The organism is Cobetia sp. Ld8, from assembly GCF_045066615.1.
Lineage (GTDB): Bacteria > Pseudomonadota > Gammaproteobacteria > Pseudomonadales > Halomonadaceae > Cobetia > Cobetia amphilecti.
The window spans coordinates 85,640-108,399 of the sequence record NZ_JBISHF010000008.1 but is presented as its reverse complement, the minus strand read 5'-3'; the positions used below and the strand labels follow the sequence as shown (position 1 = coordinate 108,399).

General features: G+C 64.6%; 19 protein-coding genes. 9 read left to right on the top strand and 10 right to left on the bottom strand.

Annotation, left to right across the window (positions count from 1 at the left end; all coding sequences use genetic code 11):
• Nucleotides 1-67: 67 nt before the first annotated feature.
• The gene (gene mgrA / locus ACJJV2_RS11395) at nt 68-1,096 is read right to left on the bottom strand and encodes an L-glyceraldehyde 3-phosphate reductase (RefSeq protein WP_405280933.1); all 1,029 of its coding nucleotides are present in this window, start codon (nt 1,094-1,096) and stop codon (nt 68-70) included.
• A gap of 194 nt (nt 1,097-1,290) precedes the next feature.
• On the opposite strand from mgrA, the gene ACJJV2_RS11390 reads away from it, so the two are divergent.
• Nucleotides 1,291-2,196, top strand: a complete 906-nt coding sequence (locus ACJJV2_RS11390) for a LysR family transcriptional regulator (protein ID WP_405280931.1) — start codon at nt 1,291-1,293, stop codon at nt 2,194-2,196.
• A 149-nt stretch (nt 2,197-2,345) separates the two neighbouring features.
• Here ACJJV2_RS11390 and ACJJV2_RS11385 read toward each other — a convergent pair whose 3' ends face one another.
• The 4 genes from ACJJV2_RS11385 to glcD form a co-directional block, all read right to left on the bottom strand.
• On the bottom strand, nt 2,346-2,753 hold the full coding sequence (locus tag ACJJV2_RS11385; RefSeq protein ID WP_043334532.1) for a heme-binding protein: 408 nt from the start codon (nt 2,751-2,753) through the stop codon (nt 2,346-2,348).
• Between the two features lie 78 nt (nt 2,754-2,831).
• Nucleotides 2,832-4,184: a glycolate oxidase subunit GlcF gene (gene glcF / locus ACJJV2_RS11380; RefSeq protein WP_405280928.1), complete on the bottom strand. Its 1,353-nt coding sequence runs from the start codon at nt 4,182-4,184 to the stop codon at nt 2,832-2,834.
• A gap of 28 nt (nt 4,185-4,212) precedes the next feature.
• Nucleotides 4,213-5,415, bottom strand: a complete 1,203-nt coding sequence (glcE, locus tag ACJJV2_RS11375; RefSeq protein ID WP_405280925.1) for a glycolate oxidase subunit GlcE — start codon at nt 5,413-5,415, stop codon at nt 4,213-4,215.
• Between the two features lie 139 nt (nt 5,416-5,554).
• Nucleotides 5,555-7,054, bottom strand: a complete 1,500-nt coding sequence (gene glcD, locus ACJJV2_RS11370; protein WP_405280922.1) for a glycolate oxidase subunit GlcD — start codon at nt 7,052-7,054, stop codon at nt 5,555-5,557.
• A 415-nt stretch (nt 7,055-7,469) separates the two neighbouring features.
• Between glcD and glcC the strand changes: the two genes are divergently transcribed.
• Nucleotides 7,470-8,285, top strand: coding sequence for a transcriptional regulator GlcC (gene glcC, locus ACJJV2_RS11365; RefSeq protein WP_043334527.1), 816 nt, complete (start codon nt 7,470-7,472; stop codon nt 8,283-8,285).
• 111 nt (nt 8,286-8,396) lie between these two features.
• Nucleotides 8,397-8,981, top strand: coding sequence for a YqaA family protein (locus tag ACJJV2_RS11360; RefSeq protein ID WP_405280915.1), 585 nt, complete (start codon nt 8,397-8,399; stop codon nt 8,979-8,981).
• Nucleotides 8,982-8,985: 4 nt separating this feature from the next.
• On the opposite strand, the gene ACJJV2_RS11355 is transcribed toward ACJJV2_RS11360, so the two are convergent.
• From ACJJV2_RS11355 to ACJJV2_RS11340, 4 genes are all read right to left on the bottom strand, one after another.
• Complete coding sequence (locus ACJJV2_RS11355; protein ID WP_405280913.1) at nt 8,986-10,413, bottom strand: D-serine ammonia-lyase; 1,428 nt, start codon at nt 10,411-10,413, stop codon at nt 8,986-8,988.
• Between the two features lie 614 nt (nt 10,414-11,027).
• The gene (locus tag ACJJV2_RS11350) at nt 11,028-11,447 is read right to left on the bottom strand and encodes a CBS domain-containing protein (protein ID WP_043334523.1); all 420 of its coding nucleotides are present in this window, start codon (nt 11,445-11,447) and stop codon (nt 11,028-11,030) included.
• Nucleotides 11,448-11,605: 158 nt separating this feature from the next.
• Nucleotides 11,606-13,090 (bottom strand): dihydrolipoyl dehydrogenase, encoded by a 1,485-nt coding sequence (locus ACJJV2_RS11345; protein ID WP_405280910.1) that lies wholly within the window; start codon nt 13,088-13,090, stop codon nt 11,606-11,608.
• 113 nt (nt 13,091-13,203) lie between these two features.
• Entirely contained in the window at nt 13,204-13,953 is a 750-nt protein-coding gene (locus tag ACJJV2_RS11340) for a glutathione peroxidase (protein ID WP_107335176.1), read from the bottom strand.
• 372 nt (nt 13,954-14,325) lie between these two features.
• Here ACJJV2_RS11340 and ACJJV2_RS11335 point away from each other — a divergent pair, with 372 nt between their 5' ends.
• The 6 genes from ACJJV2_RS11335 (at nt 14,326) to ACJJV2_RS11310 (ending at nt 20,017) form a co-directional block, all read left to right on the top strand.
• Complete coding sequence (locus ACJJV2_RS11335) at nt 14,326-14,604, top strand: hypothetical protein (RefSeq protein WP_216059876.1); 279 nt, start codon at nt 14,326-14,328, stop codon at nt 14,602-14,604.
• An 84-nt stretch (nt 14,605-14,688) separates the two neighbouring features.
• Nucleotides 14,689-14,850 carry a YqaE/Pmp3 family membrane protein gene (locus ACJJV2_RS11330; protein ID WP_043334518.1) on the top strand — a complete coding sequence of 54 codons (162 nt, stop codon included), beginning with the start codon at nt 14,689-14,691 and terminating at the stop codon, nt 14,848-14,850.
• A 368-nt stretch (nt 14,851-15,218) separates the two neighbouring features.
• A complete protein-coding gene (locus ACJJV2_RS11325) occupies nt 15,219-16,367 on the top strand; it encodes an ABC transporter ATP-binding protein (protein ID WP_082388792.1) in 1,149 nt (382 codons plus the stop codon).
• 182 nt (nt 16,368-16,549) lie between these two features.
• The gene (locus ACJJV2_RS11320; protein ID WP_405280905.1) at nt 16,550-17,686 is read left to right on the top strand and encodes an extracellular solute-binding protein; all 1,137 of its coding nucleotides are present in this window, start codon (nt 16,550-16,552) and stop codon (nt 17,684-17,686) included.
• A gap of 174 nt (nt 17,687-17,860) precedes the next feature.
• Complete coding sequence (locus ACJJV2_RS11315) at nt 17,861-19,162, top strand: ABC transporter permease (RefSeq protein WP_054556762.1); 1,302 nt, start codon at nt 17,861-17,863, stop codon at nt 19,160-19,162.
• A 3-nt stretch (nt 19,163-19,165) separates the two neighbouring features.
• Nucleotides 19,166-20,017, top strand: a complete 852-nt coding sequence (locus ACJJV2_RS11310) for an ABC transporter permease (RefSeq protein ID WP_192837922.1) — start codon at nt 19,166-19,168, stop codon at nt 20,015-20,017.
• 227 nt (nt 20,018-20,244) lie between these two features.
• Here ACJJV2_RS11310 and ACJJV2_RS11305 read toward each other — a convergent pair whose 3' ends face one another.
• Complete coding sequence (locus ACJJV2_RS11305; protein WP_405280902.1) at nt 20,245-22,395, bottom strand: sigma-54-dependent Fis family transcriptional regulator; 2,151 nt, start codon at nt 22,393-22,395, stop codon at nt 20,245-20,247.
• Nucleotides 22,396-22,760 lie beyond the last annotated feature (365 nt).

Genomic DNA, 22,760 nt, shown 5'->3' with positions numbered 1-22,760 from the left:
AGTCTCACTCGGCGGGGGCGATGTGTTTCATGCGCTTCACTGCATCAGTCGCGGCTCAGGCACGAGCTCAGGCATTGGACGAGCGCGCCCATAGATTGACGCCGCCATCGATGGCGTAGCGGTCGATCTCGTCGAGCTCGGCCTGGGTGAAGTCGAGGTGATCCAGCGCCTTGACGCAATCGCTGACCTGCTCCGGACGGCTGGCACCGATCAGTGCGGTGGTGACGCGGTTGCCACGCAGCGCCCAGGCGAGGGCCATCTGGGCCAGCGACTGGCCACGGCGCTCGGCGATGGCGTTGAGGGCGCGCACCCGCTCCAGATTGTCCTCGGTGAGGTGGTCTTCCTTGATCGCTCCGCCGCGTGCCAGACGGCTATCCTGTGGCACGCCGCCCAGATACTTGTTGGTCAGCACGCCTTGGGCCAGCGGCGAGAACACGATGGAGCCGATGCCCTCGTCATCGAGGGTGTCGAGCAGGCCGTCTTCCTCGATCCAGCGATTGATCATCGAATAGCTGGGCTGATGGATGACGCACGGCGTGCCCAGCTCGCGCAGGATGGCGGCGGCTTCGCGGGTGCGTTGGGCATTGTAGGAGGAGATGCCCGCATAGAGCGCCTTGCCGGAGCGCACGGCACTGTCCAGCGCCCCCATCGTCTCTTCCAGCGGCGTGTCCGGATCGAAGCGGTGCGAATAGAAGATGTCGACGTAATCGAGGTCCATGCGCTTGAGGCTCTGATCCAGGCTCGAGAGCAGGTACTTGCGGCTGCCCCATTCGCCGTAGGGGCCAGGCCACATGTGATAGCCCGCCTTGGTGGAGATCACCATCTCATCGCGGTAGCCGGCGAAGTCGCGCTTGAGCATGCGACCGAACATTTCCTCGGCGCTGCCCGGCGGCGGCCCGTAGTTGTTGGCCAGGTCGAAGTGGGTGATGCCCAGATCGAAGGCGGTCTGGCAGATGGCGCGCGCATTGTCTTCGTGGGCGTTGTTGCCGAAGTTGTGCCAGAGCCCCAGTGACAGGCGGGGCAGTTTGAGGCCGCTCTTGCCGCAGCGCTGGTAGTGCATGCGTTCGTAGCGATCTTCAGCCGGGGTATAGCGCATGGCGGAGTCCTTTCGCGAGTGGAGGCGTCGATGTCTCACAGGGATGAGGTGACATCGAATGACGCCTTCAGTCTAGGTCGCGTCTGCAGGTCTGATAAGCACATGCGAACGAATAGATTGTTCGTCATAACGTACAATGCTGTGGCAGTCTCGATCGCTGAAATCCCGAATGGCTGGCATGAGGAGCAGGCAGGATGCGGCATCACAAGCAGGTGGAGCGACTGATGTTGTTCGCTCAGGTGGCGGAAACCCTCAGCTTCACCCGGGCGGCCAAGGCGCTGGGCGTGTCGCGTGCTCATCTTTCCGAGCAGGTGCGGCGGCTGGAGCAGGACATCGGGGCGCCCTTGCTGATCCGCACCACGCGGGCGGTTCGCCTTACCGAGGAGGGCGAGCGCATTCGCCAGCGCATGCAGTCGGTACATGGCGAGTTGCTGGCCTTGGAGCGCGAGCTTGAACACGACCTGGAGCAGACGAGCGAGTCGGAGCGCCAGGGCTACAGCGGGGTGTTGCGCATCACGGCGCCGGTACTGTTTGCCGAGCGCTATCTGGTCGAGGTCTGCAATGCCTTTCAGGCACGCCATCCGGCGGTCGAGCTGCGTCTGGACGTCAGTTACGAGAGTCATGACCTGACCCGCGAGCCATTTGATGTGGCATTTCGCGCCACGCGCACGCCACCGGACAACATGATCGCGCGTCGCCTGCTCGATTACGTCCACTGCTGCTGCGCGTCGCCCGAGTACCTTGCCGCGCATGGCACGCCGCACACGGCCGCGGCACTTGGTGATCATCGCTGCCACGTCTGGTCGGGGCAGTCCGGCTGGCCGCTGGCCAGTGGTGAAGTCAGTCTCGCGGGGGGATTGGCCATCAATGATCACCGCCTGCTCAAGCAGCAGGCGCTGGGTCATGCCGGCATCATCCGGGTCGCCCATTATCTGGTCGACCGTGAGCTGGCCGAGGGCCGTCTGGTGCGTCTGCTGGCGCACGAGGAGGGCGAGCCCAACAGCATCTACATGCTCTATCCCCAGCGCCTGCCGCAGTCGGGCAAGCTGCGTGCCTTCATGGCGGCGGTGGAAGCCGCCATGCCGCCTCGCGGTGAGTGACGGAAAGGCACAGACGCAAGAGTGGCGTGTGCAAAAAGACCGCCGTGCCCTGATGGGCGCGGCGGTCTTTTCATTCGCCTCTTTTATCCAGGCTGGCGAGGGCTTTTTATCCAAGCCGGTGAGGCCTCTTTATCCAGGCTGGCGGCGCCTCAGAGGCCCAGCGCGGCGACCCCGGCCTTGGCGATCTGGGCATCCTGCTCCGGCTTGACGCCGGACACGCCGATGCTGCCGGCGATCTGGCCTTCGACCATCACCGGCACGCCGCCGCCCAGCATGCCTTCAAGCTGAGGCGCTGACAGGAAGGCGGTGCGTCCGCCGTTGATGGAGTCCTCGAACAGCTGGGTCTCGCGGCGACCCAGGGCGGCGCTCTTGGCCTTCTCCTGGGCGAAGTAGCCGGTCATCGCCGGGGTATCGTCGAGGCGACGCAGGCCCAGCGGATGGCCGCCATCGTCGGCAACGGCGATGGAGACGGCCCAGCCATTGGCCTCGGCTTCCTTCTGGGCGGCGTCCAGCATCTGATTGACGTCAGCTAGGGTCAGTACGTGGCGAGTGATCATCGGGCTTCCTTGGCAGTGGTGAGGGAAAGGGACAGTGAAAGAGATGGTGAAACAGATAGTGAAACAGATAGCGACGCTTCATTCCTGCGGGAGCGTCTCGGGCAGGGCATCATCCACCAGTTCGATCCAGTGACTCACCGGCGTGCGTCCGGCGCTCGAGAGATGCGTCTGACAGCCGATGTTGGCGGTGGCGATGCGCGCAGGCCCGTTGGCCCCCAGCGCCTCAAGCTTGCGGTCTCGCAGCTGGCGTGACAACTCCGGCTGCGTGATCGAGTAGGTGCCGGCGGAACCGCAGCACAGATGGCCCTCCATGACAGGCGCCAGTGTAAAGCCCAGTTGCGACAGGATCTTCTCCACCTCGCCGCCCAGTCCCTGGGCATGTTGCAGGGTGCAGGGGCAATGGAAGGCCAGCGGCTGTTGGTCGGGCGCGGCCGCGAGACTCTTTCGATCATCGCGGGCGATCTCCTCGCCGAGCACCTCGACGATATCGCGGGCCAGGGCGCTTACGCGTGCGGCGCGCTCAGCATAGTCCGGGTCATCGACCAGCATCTCGCCATATTCCTTGACGAAGGCCCCGCAGCCACTGGCGGTCTGCACGATCGCTTCCGCACCGGCCTCGATGGCCGGCCACCAGGCATCGATGTTGGCACGCATGCGCGCGCGACCGGCCTGCTGGGCGTTGAGGTGATAGTCGATGGCACCGCAGCAGCCGGCCTCCTGAATGGGCGTGACGCCGATGGCGAAGCGCGCCAGCACGCGGGCGGTGGCGGCATTGATATTGGGCGCCAGGCCCGGTTGTACGCAGCCTTCCAGCATCAGCACCTGGCGCGACAGCCCTTGCTGAGAATGCCCTTGGCGAGAAAGCGCCTGATCAGAAGACGTCGCGGCGACGGGGGCGGTCGGGTGCTCGGCTTGATGGTCGCGCTCGCGGGCCAGCGGGATCTTGTCAGCCAGCGCGCCAGGCGCGAGGGGACGAAAGCGCACGCCAAGTGCCAGCAGGGCCTTGAAGCGCGCGGGTTCGACCAGCGCATGGCGCAGGCCGCTGCGCAGCAGGCGCTCTCGCCACGGGCGGCCGACGCGGCGCTCCAGTTCCTGGCGCCCGATATCGAGCAGGGTGTGATACTGCACGCCCGACGGGCAGGTGGTCTCGCAGCTGCGACAGCTCAGGCAGCGGTCCAGATGCCGCTGGGTCTCGCGGGTGATCTCGCTGGCCTGCTGGCGGGTGCTGGCGTCCTGGCTCTCGGGGTCGCTCTCCAGCAGCTGCTTGATCAGATAGATGCGCCCGCGTGGTCCGTCGCGCTCATCGCCCAGCAGCTGATAGGTGGGGCAGGTGGCATTGCAGAAGCCGCAATGCACGCAGCTGCGCAGGACCTTGTCGGCCCGCTGGATATGCGGCCTGGCAAGCGCGGCGTCACTGAAGTGGGTCTGCATTCAGGTGCGTCTCCTGTCGTGGCGTGAGTCACATCTCGGCATACAGGCGACCGGGATTGAGGATGCCGTGGGGGTCCAGCTGCTGCTTGAGCTGAAGGTGATAGCGGTCATTGGGGGCGGCCAGCGGCATCAGCGGGCTGTCCTCGGCGGCGACGGTGCCCGGGGTATAGCAGATGGCGTGGCCGCCCAGCCGACTGGCCAGCGAGCGGATGCGCTGGGCCGGGGCATCGCTTGCGAGCCAGCGCTGAGCACCCGCCCAGTCACACAGCAGGTCGGCGTCATCCAGAGGGCCCAGCAGTTCGCTGACGGCGGCTTGCCACTCGAGGTGATCCAGCGCCAACGGCAGCGACAGTCGCCACAGCGCCTGATGCGGTCCGCGCGCGCTGAAGAAGGGCAGGCGGTGCTCACGCAGCTCAGTCCAGTGCGCCGTCGCCTGATCCGTCGTCAGGGCCTCGCCGCCCAGCTGCTCGCAACCGGCCTGGACCGAACGCTCGCCCCCTTCCAGGCGCAGGGTGAGGCGGCCGTCATGCCAGCTGGTCGCCGTGATCGGCAGCGGCGTGCGGCCCCAGGCATTCAGGCGAGTCAGCGCCTCGGCGAGGCTGAGCTCCAGACACAGCGATTCGCTTGCCACCGGGCGCGGCATCACCTTGAGCGAGACTTCACTGATCACGCCCAACGTGCCCTGGGCGCCGCACATCAGGCGCGACAGGTCGTAGCCCGCCACGTTCTTCATCACTTCCCCGCCGAAACGCAGCGCCTTGCCGTCGGCGCTGATGATGCGCGTGCCCAGCACCAGGTCGCGCAGGCTGCCGCTCCAGGGGCGGCGTGGGCCGCTGAGTCCCGAGGCGAGCGTGCCGCCGACGGTCGCCGCGGGGCCGAAGTGGGGCGGCTCGCAACTCAGGTGCTGACCTTGCTCGGCGAGTACGGCCTCAAGCGTCGCCAGCGAGGTGCCGGCGCGCACCGAGACCATCAGCTCCACGGGGTCGTAGTGGGTAATGCCATGATGCGCGCGCATGTCGAGCACTTCCTCGGCGGCCACTTCGCGGCCGAGGAAGGCCTTGCTGCCACTGCCGGCGATGCGCAGCGGGCGTCTCGCCTCATGGGCGGCGCGGACCTGTTCACGGAGTGTCTCGCTGGCATCGTGCTGCTGCGGGGGCTGGCTGGCGGCAGGCGTAGCGCACTCGGCATGGCTTGGCACCTGATCCTGGAGCGAATCATCTGGCTCTGGCATGGCATGTCTCTACTAAAGTGGCGATGAATTGGCGATGAAGTGGCGATGAAGTGGCGAACGTCAGGCAGCGAAAGGTCAGGCGGCAGCGGATTTGAGAGCTGTCCATGACAGAGAAACCGTCCAGCCACGCGGCGGCTGTCTAGAAACGCGGCAGATCGGGATGCGGCAACTGGTTGTCATGCACGTGCATGGCACCGAATTCGGCGCAGCGCGCCAGCGTCGGGATGTTCTTGCCGGGGTTGAGCAGCCCAGCGGGGTCGAAGGCGGCCTTCACGGCATGGAAGACGCTGATCTCCTCGTGGTTGAACTGGGCGCACATCTGATTGATCTTCTCGCGGCCCACGCCATGTTCGCCGGTGATGCTGCCGCCGGCGGCCACGCACAGTTCGAGAATCTTGCCGCCGACCTCCTCGGCCAGTTCCAGCTCGCCGGGCTGATTGGCATCGAACAGGATCAGCGGGTGCATGTTGCCGTCACCGGCATGGAAGACATTGGCCACCGCGAGCCCCGATTGGCGCGAGAGCTCCGCGATGCCGTTCAGCACGGCGGGCAGCTCACGGCGCGGAATGGTGCCATCCATGCAGTAGTAGTCGGGCGACATGCGACCCACGGCGGGGAAGGCATTCTTGCGTCCGGCCCAGAAGCGCGCGCGTTCGGCCTCATCCTGTGCCTGGCGGATCTCGGTGGCGCCGGCGCGCTCCAGCACCTCACGGACTCGCGCGCAGTCATCGATGACATCGGCCTCGGCGCCGTCCAGCTCGCAGAGCAGAATGGCGGCGGCCTCGACCGGGTAGCCCGCGTGGATGAAGTCCTCGGCGGCGCGGATCGCCAGGTTGTCCATCATCTCGAGCCCGCCGGGGATGATGCCGCAGGCGATGATGTCGCCCACCGCGCGGCCGGCCTTGTCGATATCGGCGAAGCTCGCCATCAGTACCTTGGCGGTCTCGGGCCTGGGCAGCAGACGCACCGTGACTTCCGTGACCACCCCCAGCATGCCTTCGGAGCCGGTCATCAGCGCCAGCATGTCCAGGCCGGGCGAGTCGAGGCTGTCGGCGCCGATCGTCATCGCCTCGCCTTCGATGGTCAGCATCTCGAGCTTGAGCAGGTTGTGCACGGTGAGGCCGTACTTGAGGCAGTGCACGCCACCGGCATTCTCGGCCACGTTGCCGCCGATGGAGCAGGCGATCTGCGAGGAGGGGTCTGGTGCGTAGTAGAGCCCGAAGGGCGCGGCGGCCTCGGAAATGGCGAGATTGCGCACCCCGGGCTGCAGGCGCGCGGTGCGGGCGTCAGGGTCGATCTCGAGAATCCGTGCCATGCGCGACATCACCAGCAGCACGCCTTGCGCCAGCGGCAAGGCACCGCCGGACAGCCCGGTGCCGGCGCCACGTGTCACCACCGGCACGCCCAGCGCAAGACATTCACGCAGCAGGGCGGCGACCTGCTCGACCCGCTCCGGCAGGGCGACCAGCATCGGCATGACGCGATAGGCGGACAGTCCATCACATTCGAAGGGATGCAGGTCCTCCTTGCGGTGCAGCAGCGTCAGGTCCGGCAGCAGGGTGGTGAGATGCGCCAGCACCTGGCCCTTGTCGTGCTGGGCCAGCGGTCCATCCAGCGTCGGGTCATAGAGGATATTCATGCACTGCCTCCCGGGAGGTTGGGGTCTGCGCGGCTGCTGTCTGTCGTTGCTGTCTGCTGGTGCTGTCTGTCTGTCGTTACTGTCGGCTGGTGCGGGGTTCGAGCGAGTCGCCTGTCGATTCCGCCGCACCTGATCTGCACACAATCTGGCCTGCCTCCCCGGCCTTGTCCATGCTTCACATCAGTGGTCTGACCAGACATTCGTCTAGTGTTTGTGCAAGGAAAACCACGCTTTACTGGCCTCACACCCGCTGCCATCAGGTGGCTTTGCGCCCGCTGATCGACAGGTCTGACCAGTCGGGAAGCGCCAGGCGCCGGCAGTGAGTCAATGACGCGCCGCCAACGGGTCGATCAAGTGCCACGAGCGGGTTGATCAAGGCGAGCACACAAAGGTCGAGCAAAAGGGGAGGGGCAGGATGCTGCGAACCATCGCCGAGTCAGGAGCTGACCCCCGCGCCGCGGATCAGGCGGCGGCACGCCTGGAGCAATTGATTCTGGACGGCGTGCTCAAGCCCGGGCAGATGATCCCCTCGGAGCGCCGGCTATGTGAGCGGCTAGGCATCTCGCGGGCCTCGCTGCGTGAAGGGCTCAGGCTGTTGCGTGGCAAGGGCATCATCGAGACGCGCCACGGCAAGGGCTCGAGCGTCGCGGCGCTGTTGCCGAGCGGCGATATCAGCCCGCTGATGCACCTGTTTCGAGATCAGCCGCGCACCCTGTATGACCTGCTGGAAGTACGGGCGCTGCTGGAAGGGCAGTCGGCGCGACTGGCTGCCCAGCGCGGCACGCCGGCGGATAGAGTGCTGATCCGGCGTCATTACGAGGCGATGGCGGCCTGCGTGCGCGAGTATCCGCCTGACTTTGAGTCCTCAGCGCCGGGCGATGAGGCGCTGCCGGATGCCCAGCAGCTGGCGCGTCACGACCACGCCTTCCACCACGCCATCTGTGAGGCGTCCCACAATCCGGTGCTGGTGCATACGCTCAAGGGCATCAATGACCTGCTGCTCAGCTCGGTATTCGCCTCGCTGCGCAATCTCTACCATCGCCCGATTCCCCGCGGCCAGATCAATGCCCAGCACACGGCCATCTACCGTGCGGTGATGGACCAGCAGCCGGAGGCGGCGGAGAAGGCGGCGCTGGAGCACCTGCACAGCATTCGCGACAACCTGCGCGAGCTGGAGGCGGAGGACGAGCGGCTGGTGCGCTCGGCCATGCGGCTGGAAGGCTTCGAGTAGCGCGTCAGGGTTCTGGCTCAGGCGTGCGCGCTGGCGGACAAGCAGGCTGGCAAGCGGGGCGGACTCAAGGCAAAGTGGGCAGCTCATCGCCCAGGACAACGTGCTGCCTTCATGTGGAAACTCTCTTCCGCGAGTGATTGGCTTGACCGCCTCAACCACTCCCGCCACGCCATGCTGTGGCTGTTCATCGCCTCGATGCTGGAAACCCTGCTGATCCCGATTCCCATCGAGGTCGTTCTGATCCCGTGGATGCTGCGCCACCCCGAGCGCCGCTGGCGCGTGGCCACGGTGGCACTCGCCGGCAACCTGACCGCGGCGTTGCTGGGCTTCTATCTGGGAGCCTACGCGCTGGCGACATGGGGCGATGGGTTGATCGGCTTCTTCGGCGGGCAGCTGGCCTTCGAATCCTTCCAGCAGCGCTTCAGCGAGCAGGGCTTCCTTGCCATCATGCTGATCGGCATCGTGCCGATTCCCTTCCAGAGCGCCATGCTGGTCGCCGGTGCCAGCGGCTATCCGGTCGCGTTGTTCCTGCTGGCGGCGCTGATCGGGCGCGGGGTGCGCTATTTCGGGCTGGCAGCCCTGGTGGCACTGGTCGAGGATCAGGCGCTGGCGCTCTGGCAGCGCTACTCGCGCCCGCTGGGAGTGATCGGGCTGGCGCTGACCGGCGTGTGGTTGTGGCAGGCCTTCATCGCCTGATCGCTCACTTTCGCCGGTTTGCGCTGGCCTGTGACAGCAACGCCTTGCCGCGCTGATAGTCGGCCTGCCAGATCGCCTCGGGTACCATGCTGCCGCCGGTGGCCCAGACGACATGGGTGGTATTGGTCTGCACCTCGCTGTCATCCAGCCCGTTGGCCGCTCGCCAGGCGTGCCACTCGGGCGCGTCATTGCGCAGCACGTGGCGGATACCGGGCACGCCGGCCAGCGCGGACGGCTCAAGCATGAGGCCTTCGCTGTCATATGCCAGCGCGAGCAGTTCGAGCAGATGCTCATCGCGCACGGTATGGATGCCGCTGAGCAAGGGGGCCATCACGCGCCCGACGAAGGCCGAGGCGCGACCCACCGCCAGGCCATCGGCGCAGGTGCGATTGTCCAACCCGATATCCTCCACCGCGATGCCGTCATGTTCGCCGGTCAACATGCCCAGCAGCATGCAGGGGGAGTTGACCGGCTCGGCGAAGAAGCAGTGCACGGCGTCACCGAAGACCTGCTTGAGGCCGTAGGCCACGCCCCCCGGCCCGCCGCCGACGCCACAGGGCAGGTAGACGCAGAGCGGGTGGCGGGCATCCACCGGGATGCCCTGCGCCGAGAGCTGCTCCGCGAGGCGGCTGGCCGCCGTGGCGTAGCCCACGAACAGGTCCCGCGAGCTTTCATCATCGATGAAGTGGGCGTTGGGCTGCTGCGCTTCCTCGCGCCCAGCGGCGACGGCCTTGCCGTAATCCCCGCTGTGCTCCACGACCTCCGCGCCCCGCGCGCGCAGCAGGTCCTTCTTCCATTGCTTGGCATCTGCCGACATGTGCACGGTGACGCGAAAGCCGAGCCGCGCGCTCATGATACCGATGCTGAGCCCCAGGTTGCCGGTGGAACCCACCACGACCTGTTGGCCGGCCAGCAGATCACGTATCTCATCACGCTGGAAGGCGCGGTAGTCGTCTTCCTGATGCAGCAGCCCTGCGTCAATGGCGAGACGCTCGGCATGCTTGAGCACCTCGTGGATGCCACCGCGCGCCTTGATCGAACCCGAGATGGGCAGGGCGTTGTCGCACTTGATCATCAGGCGGCCGGGCAGCGGGGATTCGGCTGCGCTGAGGGGAGAAGCGTTCGAGGCTATGCCGCTCAGCGCCTGCTGCAAGCCGGGCGCTGCCACCAGCGGCGATTCGATGCGCCCTGACGCGGCGGCGGTCTCGGGGAAGGCTTCGGCAATCCAGGGAGCGAAACGCATCAGGCCTGCGTCGGCATCCTCGATGTCCTGGACTCCCACGCCACTCGCCTGCAGCGCCGGTGAGGCGAGCGCCTTGGCGGTCGCGACGCGTTCAGGGTTGAGCCAGCCGATTTCGCGGCCGGCCATCAGGCTGGCGATTTCCGGGTGACGCAGCGTCAGGGCGTGGAGGTCATGGGGCGTGGCAGACATGCGGTGTCCTTGTGGGGCTCGATCCAGCGATCAGGTCAGATCACAGGTTAGCGCGTCTTCCACTGGCAACGCACGTAGCCCAGCTTTCACATTCCGTAAAGGTCAGTGACAAAAAAGGCCGAATTTTTTGGCAACCGTCGGGATAGAAATGCAAAAGGTGCAGTCATAGTAAGCAAGGACATGATGTTATCGCGATGTTATGTCTGGCTTTAACTGTTCTTTGGTCCGCCACGGTTTTCCTGGCGGATTTTTTTATGCCTGAAATACGCGGGCTTTGGCAGGTTTTCGCCTGGGGCGTTCGAATATTCCCAAGCTTTCAGCGACTTTCACTGTTACCAGAGGTCTTGGTGGCAGGGCGCGGTACAGCGCTTCCCAGCGACTGTCACCGCCTCGGGTTGCGGCGCGCAAATTGTTGGATGTCAGGCTGGCGGCAGAGATTGATTAGCCATTGGGTAATCTTCGAGGCGTTGGCCTGCTGGTGCAAGCATGCTGAAGACGCTCTCGATGCACTCGGTTTTCTCATCCATCACGTACAGAGCCCCCAGCGGTGATGACCGCTGGGGGCTCTGTACGTTAGGTCTGGCTCTAAGCAGTTACTTGCTTGGTGAACTGCCTCAACAGCCGTTCTGCATCACCAGCAGCGCACTCAGGACATCGCGGCGGGTGACCATGCCGATCAGGCGGCCCTGTTCGACCACCGGATAGACCTTGGGGCGCTGGCCATTCATGTGCTGCGCCAGATCCGTGATGCTGTCATTCGGGCCGACGCTGAGGACTTCGTGACGCATCAGGTCGCCGACCTGGGCATGCTGGCCGCAGTGATAGGCACTGTCGAGCAGCTTGCCGAGGATGTCCTGTTCGGAGATGAAGCCGATCAGGCGGTCCAAGTCATCCACGACCGGCACGCCGGGCAGACGGTGGTGGGTCAGGCCCTGGGCGAGTTCGAGAATGCTGGTGCGTGCCTTCACGCGATAACAGTCGCGGGACATGATGTCGCGAAGGGTCGAGGGTACCTTGAGCTGGGTGGCTTTCATGGGCAGATCTCCTGCGTCACTGCTCTTCGACTCTCCGGTGAGGGAGCCGTGCGATGAATGCCGGCAGCCACTTTCGTGACTGCCGGCGACATTCAACATCTGTTCAGAGCATAGGGCATCACTGCGTGAGCTGCGCGTCCCGTTGCCTTGAGGGGGTATCAGTCACCCGGACCGCATTCCATGCAGCGCTCGACGATGGCCGGGCCCAGCTGCAGGTTGGCGTTGAGGTCACGCAGCGCGGTGCGCAGGCCTTCCTCGATCACCGGGTGATAGAAGGGCATTTCCAGCATCTGCTCGATGGTCATGCGTTGCTGATGGGACCAGGCCAGCAGGTGGGCGAGGTGCTCGGCACGCGGGCCGAAGATCTCGGCGCCCAGCAGCAGGCCGGTGCCTTGCTCGCCATAGACACGCAGCATGCCCTTGTTCATGCGCATCACGCGGGAGCGCCCCTGGCCGGTGAAGTCGACTTCGCCCACCGCGTAGCAGTCGCAGGCACCGTAGCGCTGTTCGATCTCGGCGGTCGAGAGGCCGATGGTGGCCATCTGCGGATCACTGAACACGACGGCGATGGTGCTCTTGCGCTGACCGGCACGCACGTCGGGGAAGCGACCGGCGTTGTCACCGGCGATACGGCCCTCATCGGAGGCTTCGTGCAGCAGCGGCAGGTCGTTGTTGGCGTCGCCGGCGATGAAGACATGGCTCGGCGTGTCGTCGCTCAGACGAGTCTGCAGGGTGTGACGATTGAAGATCGGCACGCCGCGCTCGTCCAGCTTCAGACCCAACGCCTCGATATTGAGGCGATCGACGTTCGGGCGACGGCCGGTGGCCGCAAGCAGGTAGTCGAAACGCTCGGTGAGACGCGCTTCGCTGCCACGCTCGATGAAGGTGAACTCGACACCGGCGCCGTTCTCGTCCTCGACGCGTTCGATCTTTTCGACCTTGGCGTCCGGGTCGAGGTAGAACTCCTCGTTGAAGACGCGATCGGCATTGGCACGCAGCTTCTCGTCACGCAGCGGGCCGATGGCGCCGCCGACACCGAACATGCGGATGCGCACGCCGAGACGCGTGAGCGCCTGGCCCAGCTCCAGCCCGATGACGCCCGGGCCGAAGACGGCGACGGATTCCGGCAGGTCGTCCCAGTCGAAGACGCTGTCGTTGATGATCAGGCGGTCACCGGCATTCTCGAAGAAGCCCGGGTAGCTGGGGCGTGAGCCGGTGGCGATCACGACACGCTCGAAGGTGACGCGGGTCTCGTTGTCGCCGATGATCAGGCTGTTGGCGGTCTCGAAACGCGCATTGCCGCGCAGCTTGTCGTGGGAGGGAATGCCTTCCACGGACTCGACCACGAAACCGACGAAGCGGTCGCGCTCACGCTTGACGCGGTCCATCACGGCGCGGCCATCTACCTTGACCTCGCCTTCGACATTGATGCCGAACGGTGCGGTGTCACGGGCGTGATGCGCGGCTTCGGCCGCACTGATCAGCAGCTTGGAAGGCATGCAGCCGACACGGGCACAGGTGGTGCCGTAGGGGCCACCTTCGATCATGACCACGGAATCGGTGTGTGCCTTGGCGGCGCGATAGGCACCCAGGCCGGCACTGCCGGCACCGATGATGGCGACTTCAACCTGGCGTTCGTTCACGTCGTACTCCTCAAGGCGCGCCAGCGGCGCACCTGACAATGGGGTCTCAAGCGCGAGCGTGGCCCGCGCGTGATGAAAAGAGAAAGTTATCGGGGCCTGTCAGCGTGATGCGTTCAAGCGCTGGTCAGGCTGCCGAAGTAGCGGGCGACTTCATCGCTGCCGCCGACATGCTCGCCGTCGATCCAGACCTGCGGCACGGTGGCCTGACCGGTCATGGCGCGCAGGGTGCGTGAGGTCACGCCGCGGGTGCCGACTTCGATGACTTCGTAGCTGATGCGTGCTTCGTCGAGCATCTGCTTCGCACGTGCGCAGTACGGGCAGCCCGGCTTGCTGAACAGGGTAGCGAAGCTGGGACGGCCGGCGTCCGGGTCCAGATAGTCGAGCATGGTATCGGCGTCGGAGACTTCAAAGGGGTCGCCCGGCTTCTGCGGCTCGATGAACTGCTTCTCGACCACGCCGTTGCGTACCAGCATGGAATAGCGCCAGCTGCGCTTGCCGAAACCGATGTCGCTCTTGTCGACCAGCATGCCCATGCCGGCGGCGAAGTCGCCGTTGCCATCGGCGATCAGGCTCAGGTTCTCGGCTTCCTGATGCTCGCCCCAGGATTCCATGACGAAGGCGTCATTGACGGACAGGCAGACGATCTCGTCGACGCCGACAGCATAGAAGCGATCAGCCAGCTCGTTGTAGCGCGGCAGGTGAGTGGAGGAACAAGTCGGGGTGAAGGCGCCCGGCAGGGCGAAGACCACCACGTTGCGGCCCGAGAAGATCTCCTCGCTGGTGCGCTCGACCAGACGGCCGTCGCGACGGATCTTGAAGCTGACGTTCGGGACCTGCTGGCCTTCGTGTGATTCGAGTTGCATGAAATTGGCTCCGGTCTCGATGAGACATATCTAAAAGGGGTGGCAGGCGACTGAGGCTCGATAACGCTGTCGAGTGCATGAGAAATCAGTGCCTTGCGAAACTGGAGCCAGTCTAGGGGCAAGCCTCTTGCGGGTGAATTTGATTGCATCAAGCGAGGCGATAGCTTTTCTTGATGATGCTGACAGCCAGTCGTGGGCTGGCTCATGGCCTTGTTCTCGGCAGGAACGTGCTGGCCGGCAAGCGGCTTTTTTGCCGGAAATAGTTATACAGACTTGATATTTTCCCCTGTCAGCCATAAGTAGTGGGTACGTCACAGCATCGTCAGGCGTCGAGTCTGGCAAGCGAGGCAATAGATGAACGCACGAGAGTACATGGCGAAGCACGGCCTGGACGGCGACAAGGACAAGGAGGAGGACAAGCCTCAGAGTCTGGAAGAACATGCCTGGGCACGTGCACGTGAGTCCGGCAGCCATCGGCCACGCACCGGGACGCCGCATGACTGGGAAGACTGGGAGCGCTACCACGAGCAGCTGGCCGCGGACTCCGAGAAGCTGTCCCAGAAGATCGATCGTCAGGCCCGCGCTGGCGGATCTGCCTCAGCGCACGACGATGATGTCGACAAGGCCGACGCTGATCGAGAAGGGCAGTGATCAAGAAGGACACTGATCAACACGAGTACCGAACATTCATGACCTCCGTGGAGTCACGGTTGTCACAATCGCAAGGAGCAACTCATGGATATCATTCGCATCATTCTGGCCATCATCCTGCCGCCGCTGGGCGTTCTCATGCAGGTGGGTGTCGCCAACAAGCATTTCTGGATCAACATCATCCTGACCTGCTTCGGTTTCCTGCCGGGGATCATCCACGCGGTGTGGGTCATTACCAAGTTCTGACCGCCGCTGAGCCCCAGAGGCTCTGATATGGCTGTCCACCTCGGGCAACCCAGAGTTGAAAGACCCAAAGCCCCCGCTGCCTTGTGTGCAGTGGGGGCTTTTCAGTGGGCGCTCACCGGGGAAGCGCCATGTGGCGTCGGTGATTCAGCGGCGGTGCTTGCCGAGGGCCCTTGGCGAATGGCAGGCGACTGTAGTTCAACATGTAGACTTTCGCATAGCCTGATTTCAACGCTTTTCAGCGAGCGCGGCGCTTGTCGCCTCTCGCTTGCCCCCGTAGGGTCAAATGGGACTGAGGGCAGCGATCAGGGCCGGTGAAGCCTGTTCGATCACATGCTCCACGATAACAACAACACGTATGGATACCACGCATGGTCACGACTGCTGAGCCCGACGCGCCGCAGGAGACCAGCTCCTGCTTCGCGATCTTCAATGATGTGCAAAAGAGCTATGACGGCGAAACGCTGGTGGTCAAGGGATTCAATCTTGAAGTCCAGCGCGGCGAGTTCGTCACCCTGCTGGGGCCGTCCGGTTCCGGCAAGACCACCTGCCTGATGATGATGGCAGGCTTCGAAACGCCGACCCACGGCGACATCCTCCTCGACGGTACCCCCATCAATGACTTGCCACCGCACAAGCGCGGTATCGGCATGGTCTTCCAGAACTATGCGCTGTTTCCGCACATGAGCGTGGCCGAGAACTTGGCCTTCCCATTGGAAGTGCGCGGCATGAGCAAGGAGGAAATCTCGACCAAGGTGGCCAACGCGCTGGACATGGTGCGACTCGGCGAATTCGGCGATCGCCGCCCGGGGCAGCTCTCCGGTGGGCAGCAGCAGCGGGTCGCCCTGGCACGTGCGTTGGTCTTCGAGCCGGAGCTGGTGCTGATGGATGAGCCGCTGGGGGCGCTGGACAAGAATCTGCGCGAAGAGATGCAGTTCGAGATCAAGCGCATCCACCAGCGCCTCGGCGTCACCATGCTCTACGTGACCCACGATCAGACGGAAGCGCTGACCATGTCGGACCGCATCGCGGTCTTCAATGACGGCATCGTCCAGCAGCTGGCAACCCCCGAGGCGTTGTATGAAGCGCCGGAGAATGCCTTCGTCGCCTATTTCATCGGCGAGAACAATCGCCTCAACGGCCAGGTATCGCAGCTCGACGCTCAGGGTGAGCATTGCACGGTGACCCTCGACAGTGGCGAGCAGGTACGGGCGCTCAAGGTGGCCGTCAATGAGGTCGGCGAGCGCACCCAGCTGTCACTGCGTCCGGAGCGGGTGCGCCTGCTGTCGGCGGAAGAGCCAGGCGCCGCGGGCACGCAAAGCCCTCCCGACAATGTCTTCTCCGCCGAGGTGCTCGAGGTGATCTATCTTGGAGATCATCTACGCACGCGCGTGGCGGTGTGTGGCAGTGACGAATTCATCATCAAGACACCCAACGCCGAGGGCTACCCGCCCTTGCGGCCCGGGCAGACCCTGCAGGTCGGATGGGACGCCTGCGACTGCCGGGCGCTGGATGCCTGAGGCCAGCAAAGGTCAGAGCAGACCAGAAGAACAGGCGAGAAAAAGACAGGCTAGACAGGCTAGACAGGACCGGCGAGAAAGGAAAAGCAGCACGGGAGGTTAAGCACGCTTCCTTAGCAAAGCAAGAGCAGATTTTGCGACAAGAGTGCAGCACAACAACAAGAAATCAGGGAGATTCATCCATGTCAGTCATCAATCAGTTCACCGCGTCATTCACTACCTCGCGCCCGGGCATGCCGCTGCGCAGTCTGCTGGCGGTTGCCGTGGCAGCGGCCGGCATGAGCGCCGGTGCGGCCCAGGCCGAGACGCTCAATATCGTCTCGTGGGGCGGCGCCTATACCGACAGCCAGAACAAGGCTTATCACGAGCCCTGGGAAGAGAAGAGCGGCGACACCGTCGTCAATATCGACAAGTCATCCAATGCGCTGTCCGGTCTGCGCGCACAGGTCCAGGCCGGCAACGTCACCTGGGACCTGGTCGACATGCTGCCCAGTGATGCCTTGATTGCCTGTTCGGAAGGCCTGATCGAGCCGCTGGACCCGGACACCCTGTTCGCGGCAGCGCCGGATGGCACGCCGGCCAGCGAGGACTTCATCGAGAATTCGCTCAGCGAGTGCTTCGTGCCGCAGATCGTCTACTCCAACATCGTGGCCTTCAATACCGAGATGTTCCCCGAGGACAAGCAGCCGGATTCCATCGATGATGTGTTCAATCTCGAGGAATTCCCCGGCAAGCGTGCGCTGCAGAAGAAGCCGATCAACAACATGGAGTGGGCGCTGGTGGCCGATGGCGTGGCTCCGGAAGATGTCTACGAGATGCTGGATTCCCAGGAAGGCATCGAACGCGCCTTCGCCAAACTCGATACCATCAAGGACAGCGTGATCTGGTGGGAAGAGGGCGCACAGCCGCCGCAGCTGCTGGCGGACAAGGAAGTGGCCTTCGCCTCGGCCTACAACGGACGCATCTTCGATGCCGAGGTCAACGAGAAGCAGCCATTCTCAATCGTCTGGGATGCCCAGGTCTTCGAGCTGGATGGCTGGGTGGTGCCTACCGGCAAGCTCGACAAGGTCAAGGATTACCTGATGTTCGCCACCGATACCCAGCGTCTGGCGGATCAGGCCAAGTACATCTCCTACGGGCCGGCGCGTACCTCCTCCGCGGCACTGGTCTCGACCCATGCGGACACCGGCATCGACATGAAGCCGCACATGCCCACCTATGGCCCCAACTTCGAGACCGCCATCCCCAAGGATGACGAATTCTGGGCCGACAACCTCGATGAGCTGAGCCAGCGCTTCAACGCCTGGCTGGCACGCTGACCCCTGCACTGACCCGCTGGCCCCGGTGGCGCACACCCGCGCGCCGGGGCCTTTTTGATCATGCCTGATGGCCCCTCGGCCATGCTCGATTCCGCCAGGTTGGCTTCCGTCACTGTCACGCGGAAGCCGGCTGGCGGCCCAGGCATCCTCGGATAGCCGATCAAGGAGTGCAGGATGAGCGATTCCTCCGCCCCGGCCACGTCCGGAAGCGCAGCACATGACCCCAATGGTGCCCCCGGCGCGGCGCTGACCACCGCCGATGGCGTGCCGCTGAAACAGAGCCTCAATCGCGCCATCCGTCGCAGCCGCATCAAGGCGTTGCTGCTGGTGGCGCCGTTGCTGGTCTTCATCGGGCTGGCATTCGTCATGCCCATCTTCGACATGCTGTCACGCAGTGTCGACAACCCGGAAGTCTCCACCTATCTGCCACGCACCAGCGAGGTGCTGGTCGACTGGGACGGCGAAGGGTTGCCGGAAGAGGCCGCCTACGCCGCCCTGGCGCAGGATCTGGCCGCGGGACTCAAGGCGCGCAATCTCGGGCGCGTCGCCTCGCGTCTCAACTACGAAAAGTCCGGCATGCGGTCGCTGTTCATGAAGAGCGCCCGCCGTGCCGGACGCATGGAGGCCCCTTACAAGGCCGCGCTGATCAAGGCCGATGAGGATTGGGAGGACCCGGATATCTGGCGTCTGATCAAACGCGAATCGTCGCCTCTCACCGCTTCCTACTATCTGGCGGCGGTGGATCGCCAGTTCTCACCGACAGGCGAGATCGTCGAGAAACCAGAGTATCTGCAGATCCACGTCTCGCTGTTCATCCGCACCTTCTGGATGAGCGCGGCGATCACCGGGCTGTGTCTGTTGCTGGCCTATCCGGTGGCCTGGCTGCTGGCGACCCTGCCAGCCAGTCGCGGCAATCTGCTGATGATTCTGGTGCTGCTGCCGTTCTGGACCTCGCTGCTGGTGCGAACCACCACCTGGATCGCGATCCTGCAGCAGCAGGGGGTGCTCAATGACATGCTGGTGGGTGTCGGGATACTCGCCGAGGAGGCGCGTATCCAGATGATCTACAACAAGACCGGTACCATCATCGCGATGACCCACATCCTGCTGCCGTTCATGATCCTGCCGCTGTACTCGGTGATGAAGACCATCCCGCCCAGCTACATGCATGCGGCGCGCTCGCTGGGCGCCGGGCCGATCACCGCCTTCCGGCGCGTCTACTTCCCGCAGACCTTGCCGGGCATCGGGGCGGGCTCGATTCTGGTCTTCATCCTCTCCATCGGCTACTACATCACGCCGGCACTGGTGGGCGGGCAGTCGGGCCGCTTCATCACCAACTTCATCGCCTATCACATGCAGACCTCGCTCAACTGGGGGCTGGCAGCGGCCATTGGCTCGATACTGCTGGTCGTGGTGATCCTCTTCTATCTCGTCTACAACCGTCTGATCGGTGTGGACAAGGTCAAACTGGGGTGACAGATGGCCATACCTTCCTATGCAACTCGTGGTGAGCGGATCTGGCATTGGGTGTTCTGCGTGCTGTGCGCGCTGATCTTCCTGTTCCTGATCGGGCCGATCCTGGTGATCATTCCGCTCTCGTTCAATGCTGAACCCTACTTCACCTTCTCGGAGAAGATGCTGTCGCTGGACCCTGATGGCTATTCGTTGCGCTGGTATCAGGAGTTCTTCACCTCGGATGAGTGGATGCGCTCGATCAAGAACAGCATCATCGTGGCGGTGTGCGCGACGGTGCTGGCCACGGTACTGGGCACGCTTGCCGCACTGGGGCTTTCCAGCCGCTTCATGCCGTTTCGCAACACCATCATGGCGATCCTGATCTCGCCGATGATCGTGCCGCTGATCATCAGCGCCGCGGCGATGTTCTTCTTCTTCTCGAAACTGGGGCTGACCCAGACCTATCTGGGCGTGATTCTGGCGCACACGGCGCTGGGCATTCCCTTCGTGGTGATCACGGTGACGGCGACCCTGTCCGGCTTCGATCACTCGCTGACACGTGCGGCACACTCGCTGGGGGCCAGTCCGAGTCGCACCTTCTTCCGCATCATCCTGCCGCTGGTGACGCCGGGGGTGGTGTCCGGTGCGCTGTTTGCCTTCATCACCTCGTTCGATGAAGTCGTGGTGGTGCTGTTCATCGCCGGGCCGGCGCAGACCACCATCCCGATCCAGATGTGGTCCGGTATCCGCGAGGAGATCAGTCCGACGATTCTGGCGGTGGCCACGCTGCTGGTACTGGTCTCGATCCTGCTGCTGACGACACTGGAGCTGATTCGCCGCCGCAATGAACGTCTGCGCGGCCTGACGCCGAGCTGATCTTTGTCCTCTGCCGTCTGCCCTCTGCCCTCTGCCCTCTGCCCTCTGCTCTTGAGTGCCGAGCGCTTGATAGCGGTGAGAAACAGGAGTCGCAAGAAACGCCCGTGCCCCCGCAGAGTCTGTCTGCGGGGGCACGAGCGTTTCAGGGCCAGGGCTTGAAGACAGGGCTTGAAGACAGGGCTTGGAGACAGGACTTGGAGACAGGACTTGAGGAAAAGCCTGCTGCGTCAGGCCGCGCCGAGCCGCTTGTAGAGCGTGGTGCGACTGATGCCCAGCTCCCGCGCGAGACGCGAGACGTTGCCGCCCAGCGCGTCCAGCGCACTCTGCAGCTCCTCGGCGCTGGAGAGATCATGCAGCGAGGGCTGGCCGCTCGCTTGCGAGGGCTGGCGGGTGATCTGGCCCTCTGATGCGGGACAGTCGCCCTGTGAGGCGAGACAGTCGCCCGCCAGCATTACATGGCACGGCTCCAGGGCCGGCCCGTCGCACAGTGCCAGCGCCAGACGCAGCACGTTGTCCAGCTCGCGCACGTTGCCGGGCCAGTCATGCTGGGTGAGGCGATCGAGGAAGGCGGGCGTGATGCGCGGCAGCTCACGTTGCTGCTCTCGGCACAGCCTGGTCAGCAGGGCACGACTCAGGCCGGCGATGTCGTGACGCTCCCTCAGCGGCGGCAGGGCGATGGTGGCGCCACACAGGCGATAGTAGAGATCCGCCCGGAAGCGCCCGGCCTTGACCAGCTCGCTGAGGGGCTGATGGGTGGCGGCGACCAGTTCGAAATCGACCCGCTGCGGCTTGCCGCCGCCCAGCGGGGTGACTTCACGCTCCTGCAGCACGCGCAGCAGACGCGCCTGCACATGCAGTGGCATGTCGCCGATCTCATCCAGAAACAGGCGTCCGCCATTGGCCTCGAGCAGGCGGCCTTCGCGCCCGGCGGGGTCGGCACCGGTAAAGGCGCCGCGCCGATAGCCGAACAGCTCGGCCTCGACCAGCTCATCCGGCAAGGCGGCGCAGTTGATGGCGACCAGCGGCTGATGGGCGCGATGACTGGCCTGATGCAGCGCCTTGACCACTTCCTCCTTGCCGACGCCGGTCTCGCCCTGCAGCAGCAGTGGCAGGCGGGCGTTCACCAGCCGCGCCAGCAGCTCGCAGACCCTGGCCCAGCCGGCATCGCCATGATGCAGGCGCGCAAGGCTCGGGTGGCACACAGTCTCTCGAGTGGCGGCTTCGGCCGGTGTCTGGCTTTCTGGGGGCTCGGCCGGCGCACGGGCCACGACCCGTGGCCTGGGCGGGGCTGCACACAGGGTGTAGCCGGTGAAGCGCGGGTGCTGCGTGAGCGTCAGGCACTGCGCCTCGGCGAGTTGGACCAGCGGCGCCCAGTCCAGCTGCCAGCGTGCCAGCGGCTGGCCCAGCAGCAGGTGGATGTCATCGCGGGTGGCGCAGCTGTCGCTGTCCGCCACATGGGCTGCGCTGTTCGATGCATTGGCCGCGCTGTTCGATGCATTGTCTGCGCTATCGGAGACGGGCGTGAGTTCAAGATGAGCCGCCAGCAGCTGCAGTCCCCGGCGACTGGCAGCCGCGACCTGACCTTGCGGCGTGATGGCCAGCAGGGCCGCGCTGGGCGAGTCCAGCTGCGAGCGGTTGAGATGCAGGCGCAACAGGTGATGGTCGTGCCCATGCGCCTCGCCCAGACGGCGTTGCTCGATGTCATCCGCCAGTACGCCGAGCATGCCGAGGCTGTACTGGCGCACACGGTAGGGATCGCAGATCAGCCCCAGGCACCCCTCGCAGGCGCCGGGCGTCAGCCCGCGACTGGCACTCCAGCTGGCGGGGGCCAGCAGTGCGGCACTGGCGCTGGCCAGGCCCTTGAGGCATTCGGCGTCATGCGCCTCGAGGGCGATGCGTGCCAGGCGATTGGCGCGCGGCGCATTCAGGGTCTCGGCGATGGCGTTGTGACCCAGCGACTCCTCACGCCAGCGCGCGCCGGGGTGCAACAGGGCGGCATCATTGCCCAGCAGCTGTTGATGGCCGTAGCTTGCCAGCACCACGCCATCGCGGTCGGTCAGTACCAGACACGCCTGCCAGTGATCGAGCAGGTTGAGGGTATGGCCGGCCACCGCTGACGCCACCGTCGCCATCAGGCTGGCGGCCTGACGCTGCCGCCAGACGAGCTCCTCCGGCGGACACCTGAGGGTTGAGGGCGGCAGCGCCGAGGGGAAAGAAGAGGGAACAGAAGAGGAGGGAGCAGGGGGAAGCGCCGCCGCAGGCGTTGCGCAGGCGGAGTCTCGATAGAGTGCCTGATCCTCCGCGTGGCGGGCTGGATGCTTGGCCGAAGGATGAGCAGCGTGGCGCGCTGAGTGCTTGGCGGCGTGGGGTAGTGGCATGCGACGTCCCTTGTGCGGCGGGCCTTTCAGGCCTCTGTTGTTATTGGTGCTGTTATCGATGCTGATATCGGCCTGGGGGAGTGTTCACGGCAATGTTCACTTGTGCGTGGTGAGTGTTCAGTTCCGAGGACTCCAGTGTTCAGACACTGTTCATCAGAGTAGCGGCAGACGGCGCGGATGACGGGCTAGACCATGGTCTGCCCCTGCCTTGGTCGCATCTGGCAAGTGGCTGAATGATCGACATAAGAGCGGAATCCGGTGCCCTTCGAGGGCTGGAGGAGGGTGTCTGTGGGCAGGTGTCGGCGCGCGGCTGGCACAGGGTTCGCTTGAGGATAGTCACCAGGTGGGTGTGAACACTCGGCAGT

What these genes read in the sequence shown, in the direction of transcription:
- glcC (WP_043334527.1), top strand. Translation starts at nt 7,470, where the DNA reads ATGCTGCGAACCATCGCCGAGTCAGGAGCTGACCCCCGCGCCGCGGAT.
- ACJJV2_RS11335 (WP_216059876.1), top strand. Translation starts at nt 14,326, where the DNA reads ATGGCGAAGCACGGCCTGGACGGCGACAAGGACAAGGAGGAGGACAAG.
- ACJJV2_RS11320 (WP_405280905.1), top strand. Translation starts at nt 16,550, where the DNA reads ATGTCAGTCATCAATCAGTTCACCGCGTCATTCACTACCTCGCGCCCG.
- mgrA (WP_405280933.1), bottom strand. Translation starts at nt 1,096, where the DNA reads ATGCGCTATACCCCGGCTGAAGATCGCTACGAACGCATGCACTACCAG.
- glcF (WP_405280928.1), bottom strand. Translation starts at nt 4,184, where the DNA reads ATGCAGACCCACTTCAGTGACGCCGCGCTTGCCAGGCCGCATATCCAG.
- ACJJV2_RS11310 (WP_192837922.1), top strand. Translation starts at nt 19,166, where the DNA reads ATGGCCATACCTTCCTATGCAACTCGTGGTGAGCGGATCTGGCATTGG.
- ACJJV2_RS11350 (WP_043334523.1), bottom strand. Translation starts at nt 11,447, where the DNA reads ATGAAAGCCACCCAGCTCAAGGTACCCTCGACCCTTCGCGACATCATG.
- ACJJV2_RS11390 (WP_405280931.1), top strand. Translation starts at nt 1,291, where the DNA reads ATGCGGCATCACAAGCAGGTGGAGCGACTGATGTTGTTCGCTCAGGTG.
- ACJJV2_RS11360 (WP_405280915.1), top strand. Translation starts at nt 8,397, where the DNA reads ATGTGGAAACTCTCTTCCGCGAGTGATTGGCTTGACCGCCTCAACCAC.
- ACJJV2_RS11385 (WP_043334532.1), bottom strand. Translation starts at nt 2,753, where the DNA reads ATGATCACTCGCCACGTACTGACCCTAGCTGACGTCAATCAGATGCTG.
- ACJJV2_RS11325 (WP_082388792.1), top strand. Translation starts at nt 15,219, where the DNA reads ATGGTCACGACTGCTGAGCCCGACGCGCCGCAGGAGACCAGCTCCTGC.
- ACJJV2_RS11355 (WP_405280913.1), bottom strand. Translation starts at nt 10,413, where the DNA reads ATGTCTGCCACGCCCCATGACCTCCACGCCCTGACGCTGCGTCACCCG.
- ACJJV2_RS11315 (WP_054556762.1), top strand. Translation starts at nt 17,861, where the DNA reads ATGAGCGATTCCTCCGCCCCGGCCACGTCCGGAAGCGCAGCACATGAC.
- ACJJV2_RS11305 (WP_405280902.1), bottom strand. Translation starts at nt 22,395, where the DNA reads ATGCCACTACCCCACGCCGCCAAGCACTCAGCGCGCCACGCTGCTCAT.
- glcD (WP_405280922.1), bottom strand. Translation starts at nt 7,054, where the DNA reads ATGAATATCCTCTATGACCCGACGCTGGATGGACCGCTGGCCCAGCAC.
- ACJJV2_RS11340 (WP_107335176.1), bottom strand. Translation starts at nt 13,953, where the DNA reads ATGCAACTCGAATCACACGAAGGCCAGCAGGTCCCGAACGTCAGCTTC.
- ACJJV2_RS11330 (WP_043334518.1), top strand. Translation starts at nt 14,689, where the DNA reads ATGGATATCATTCGCATCATTCTGGCCATCATCCTGCCGCCGCTGGGC.
- glcE (WP_405280925.1), bottom strand. Translation starts at nt 5,415, where the DNA reads ATGCCAGAGCCAGATGATTCGCTCCAGGATCAGGTGCCAAGCCATGCC.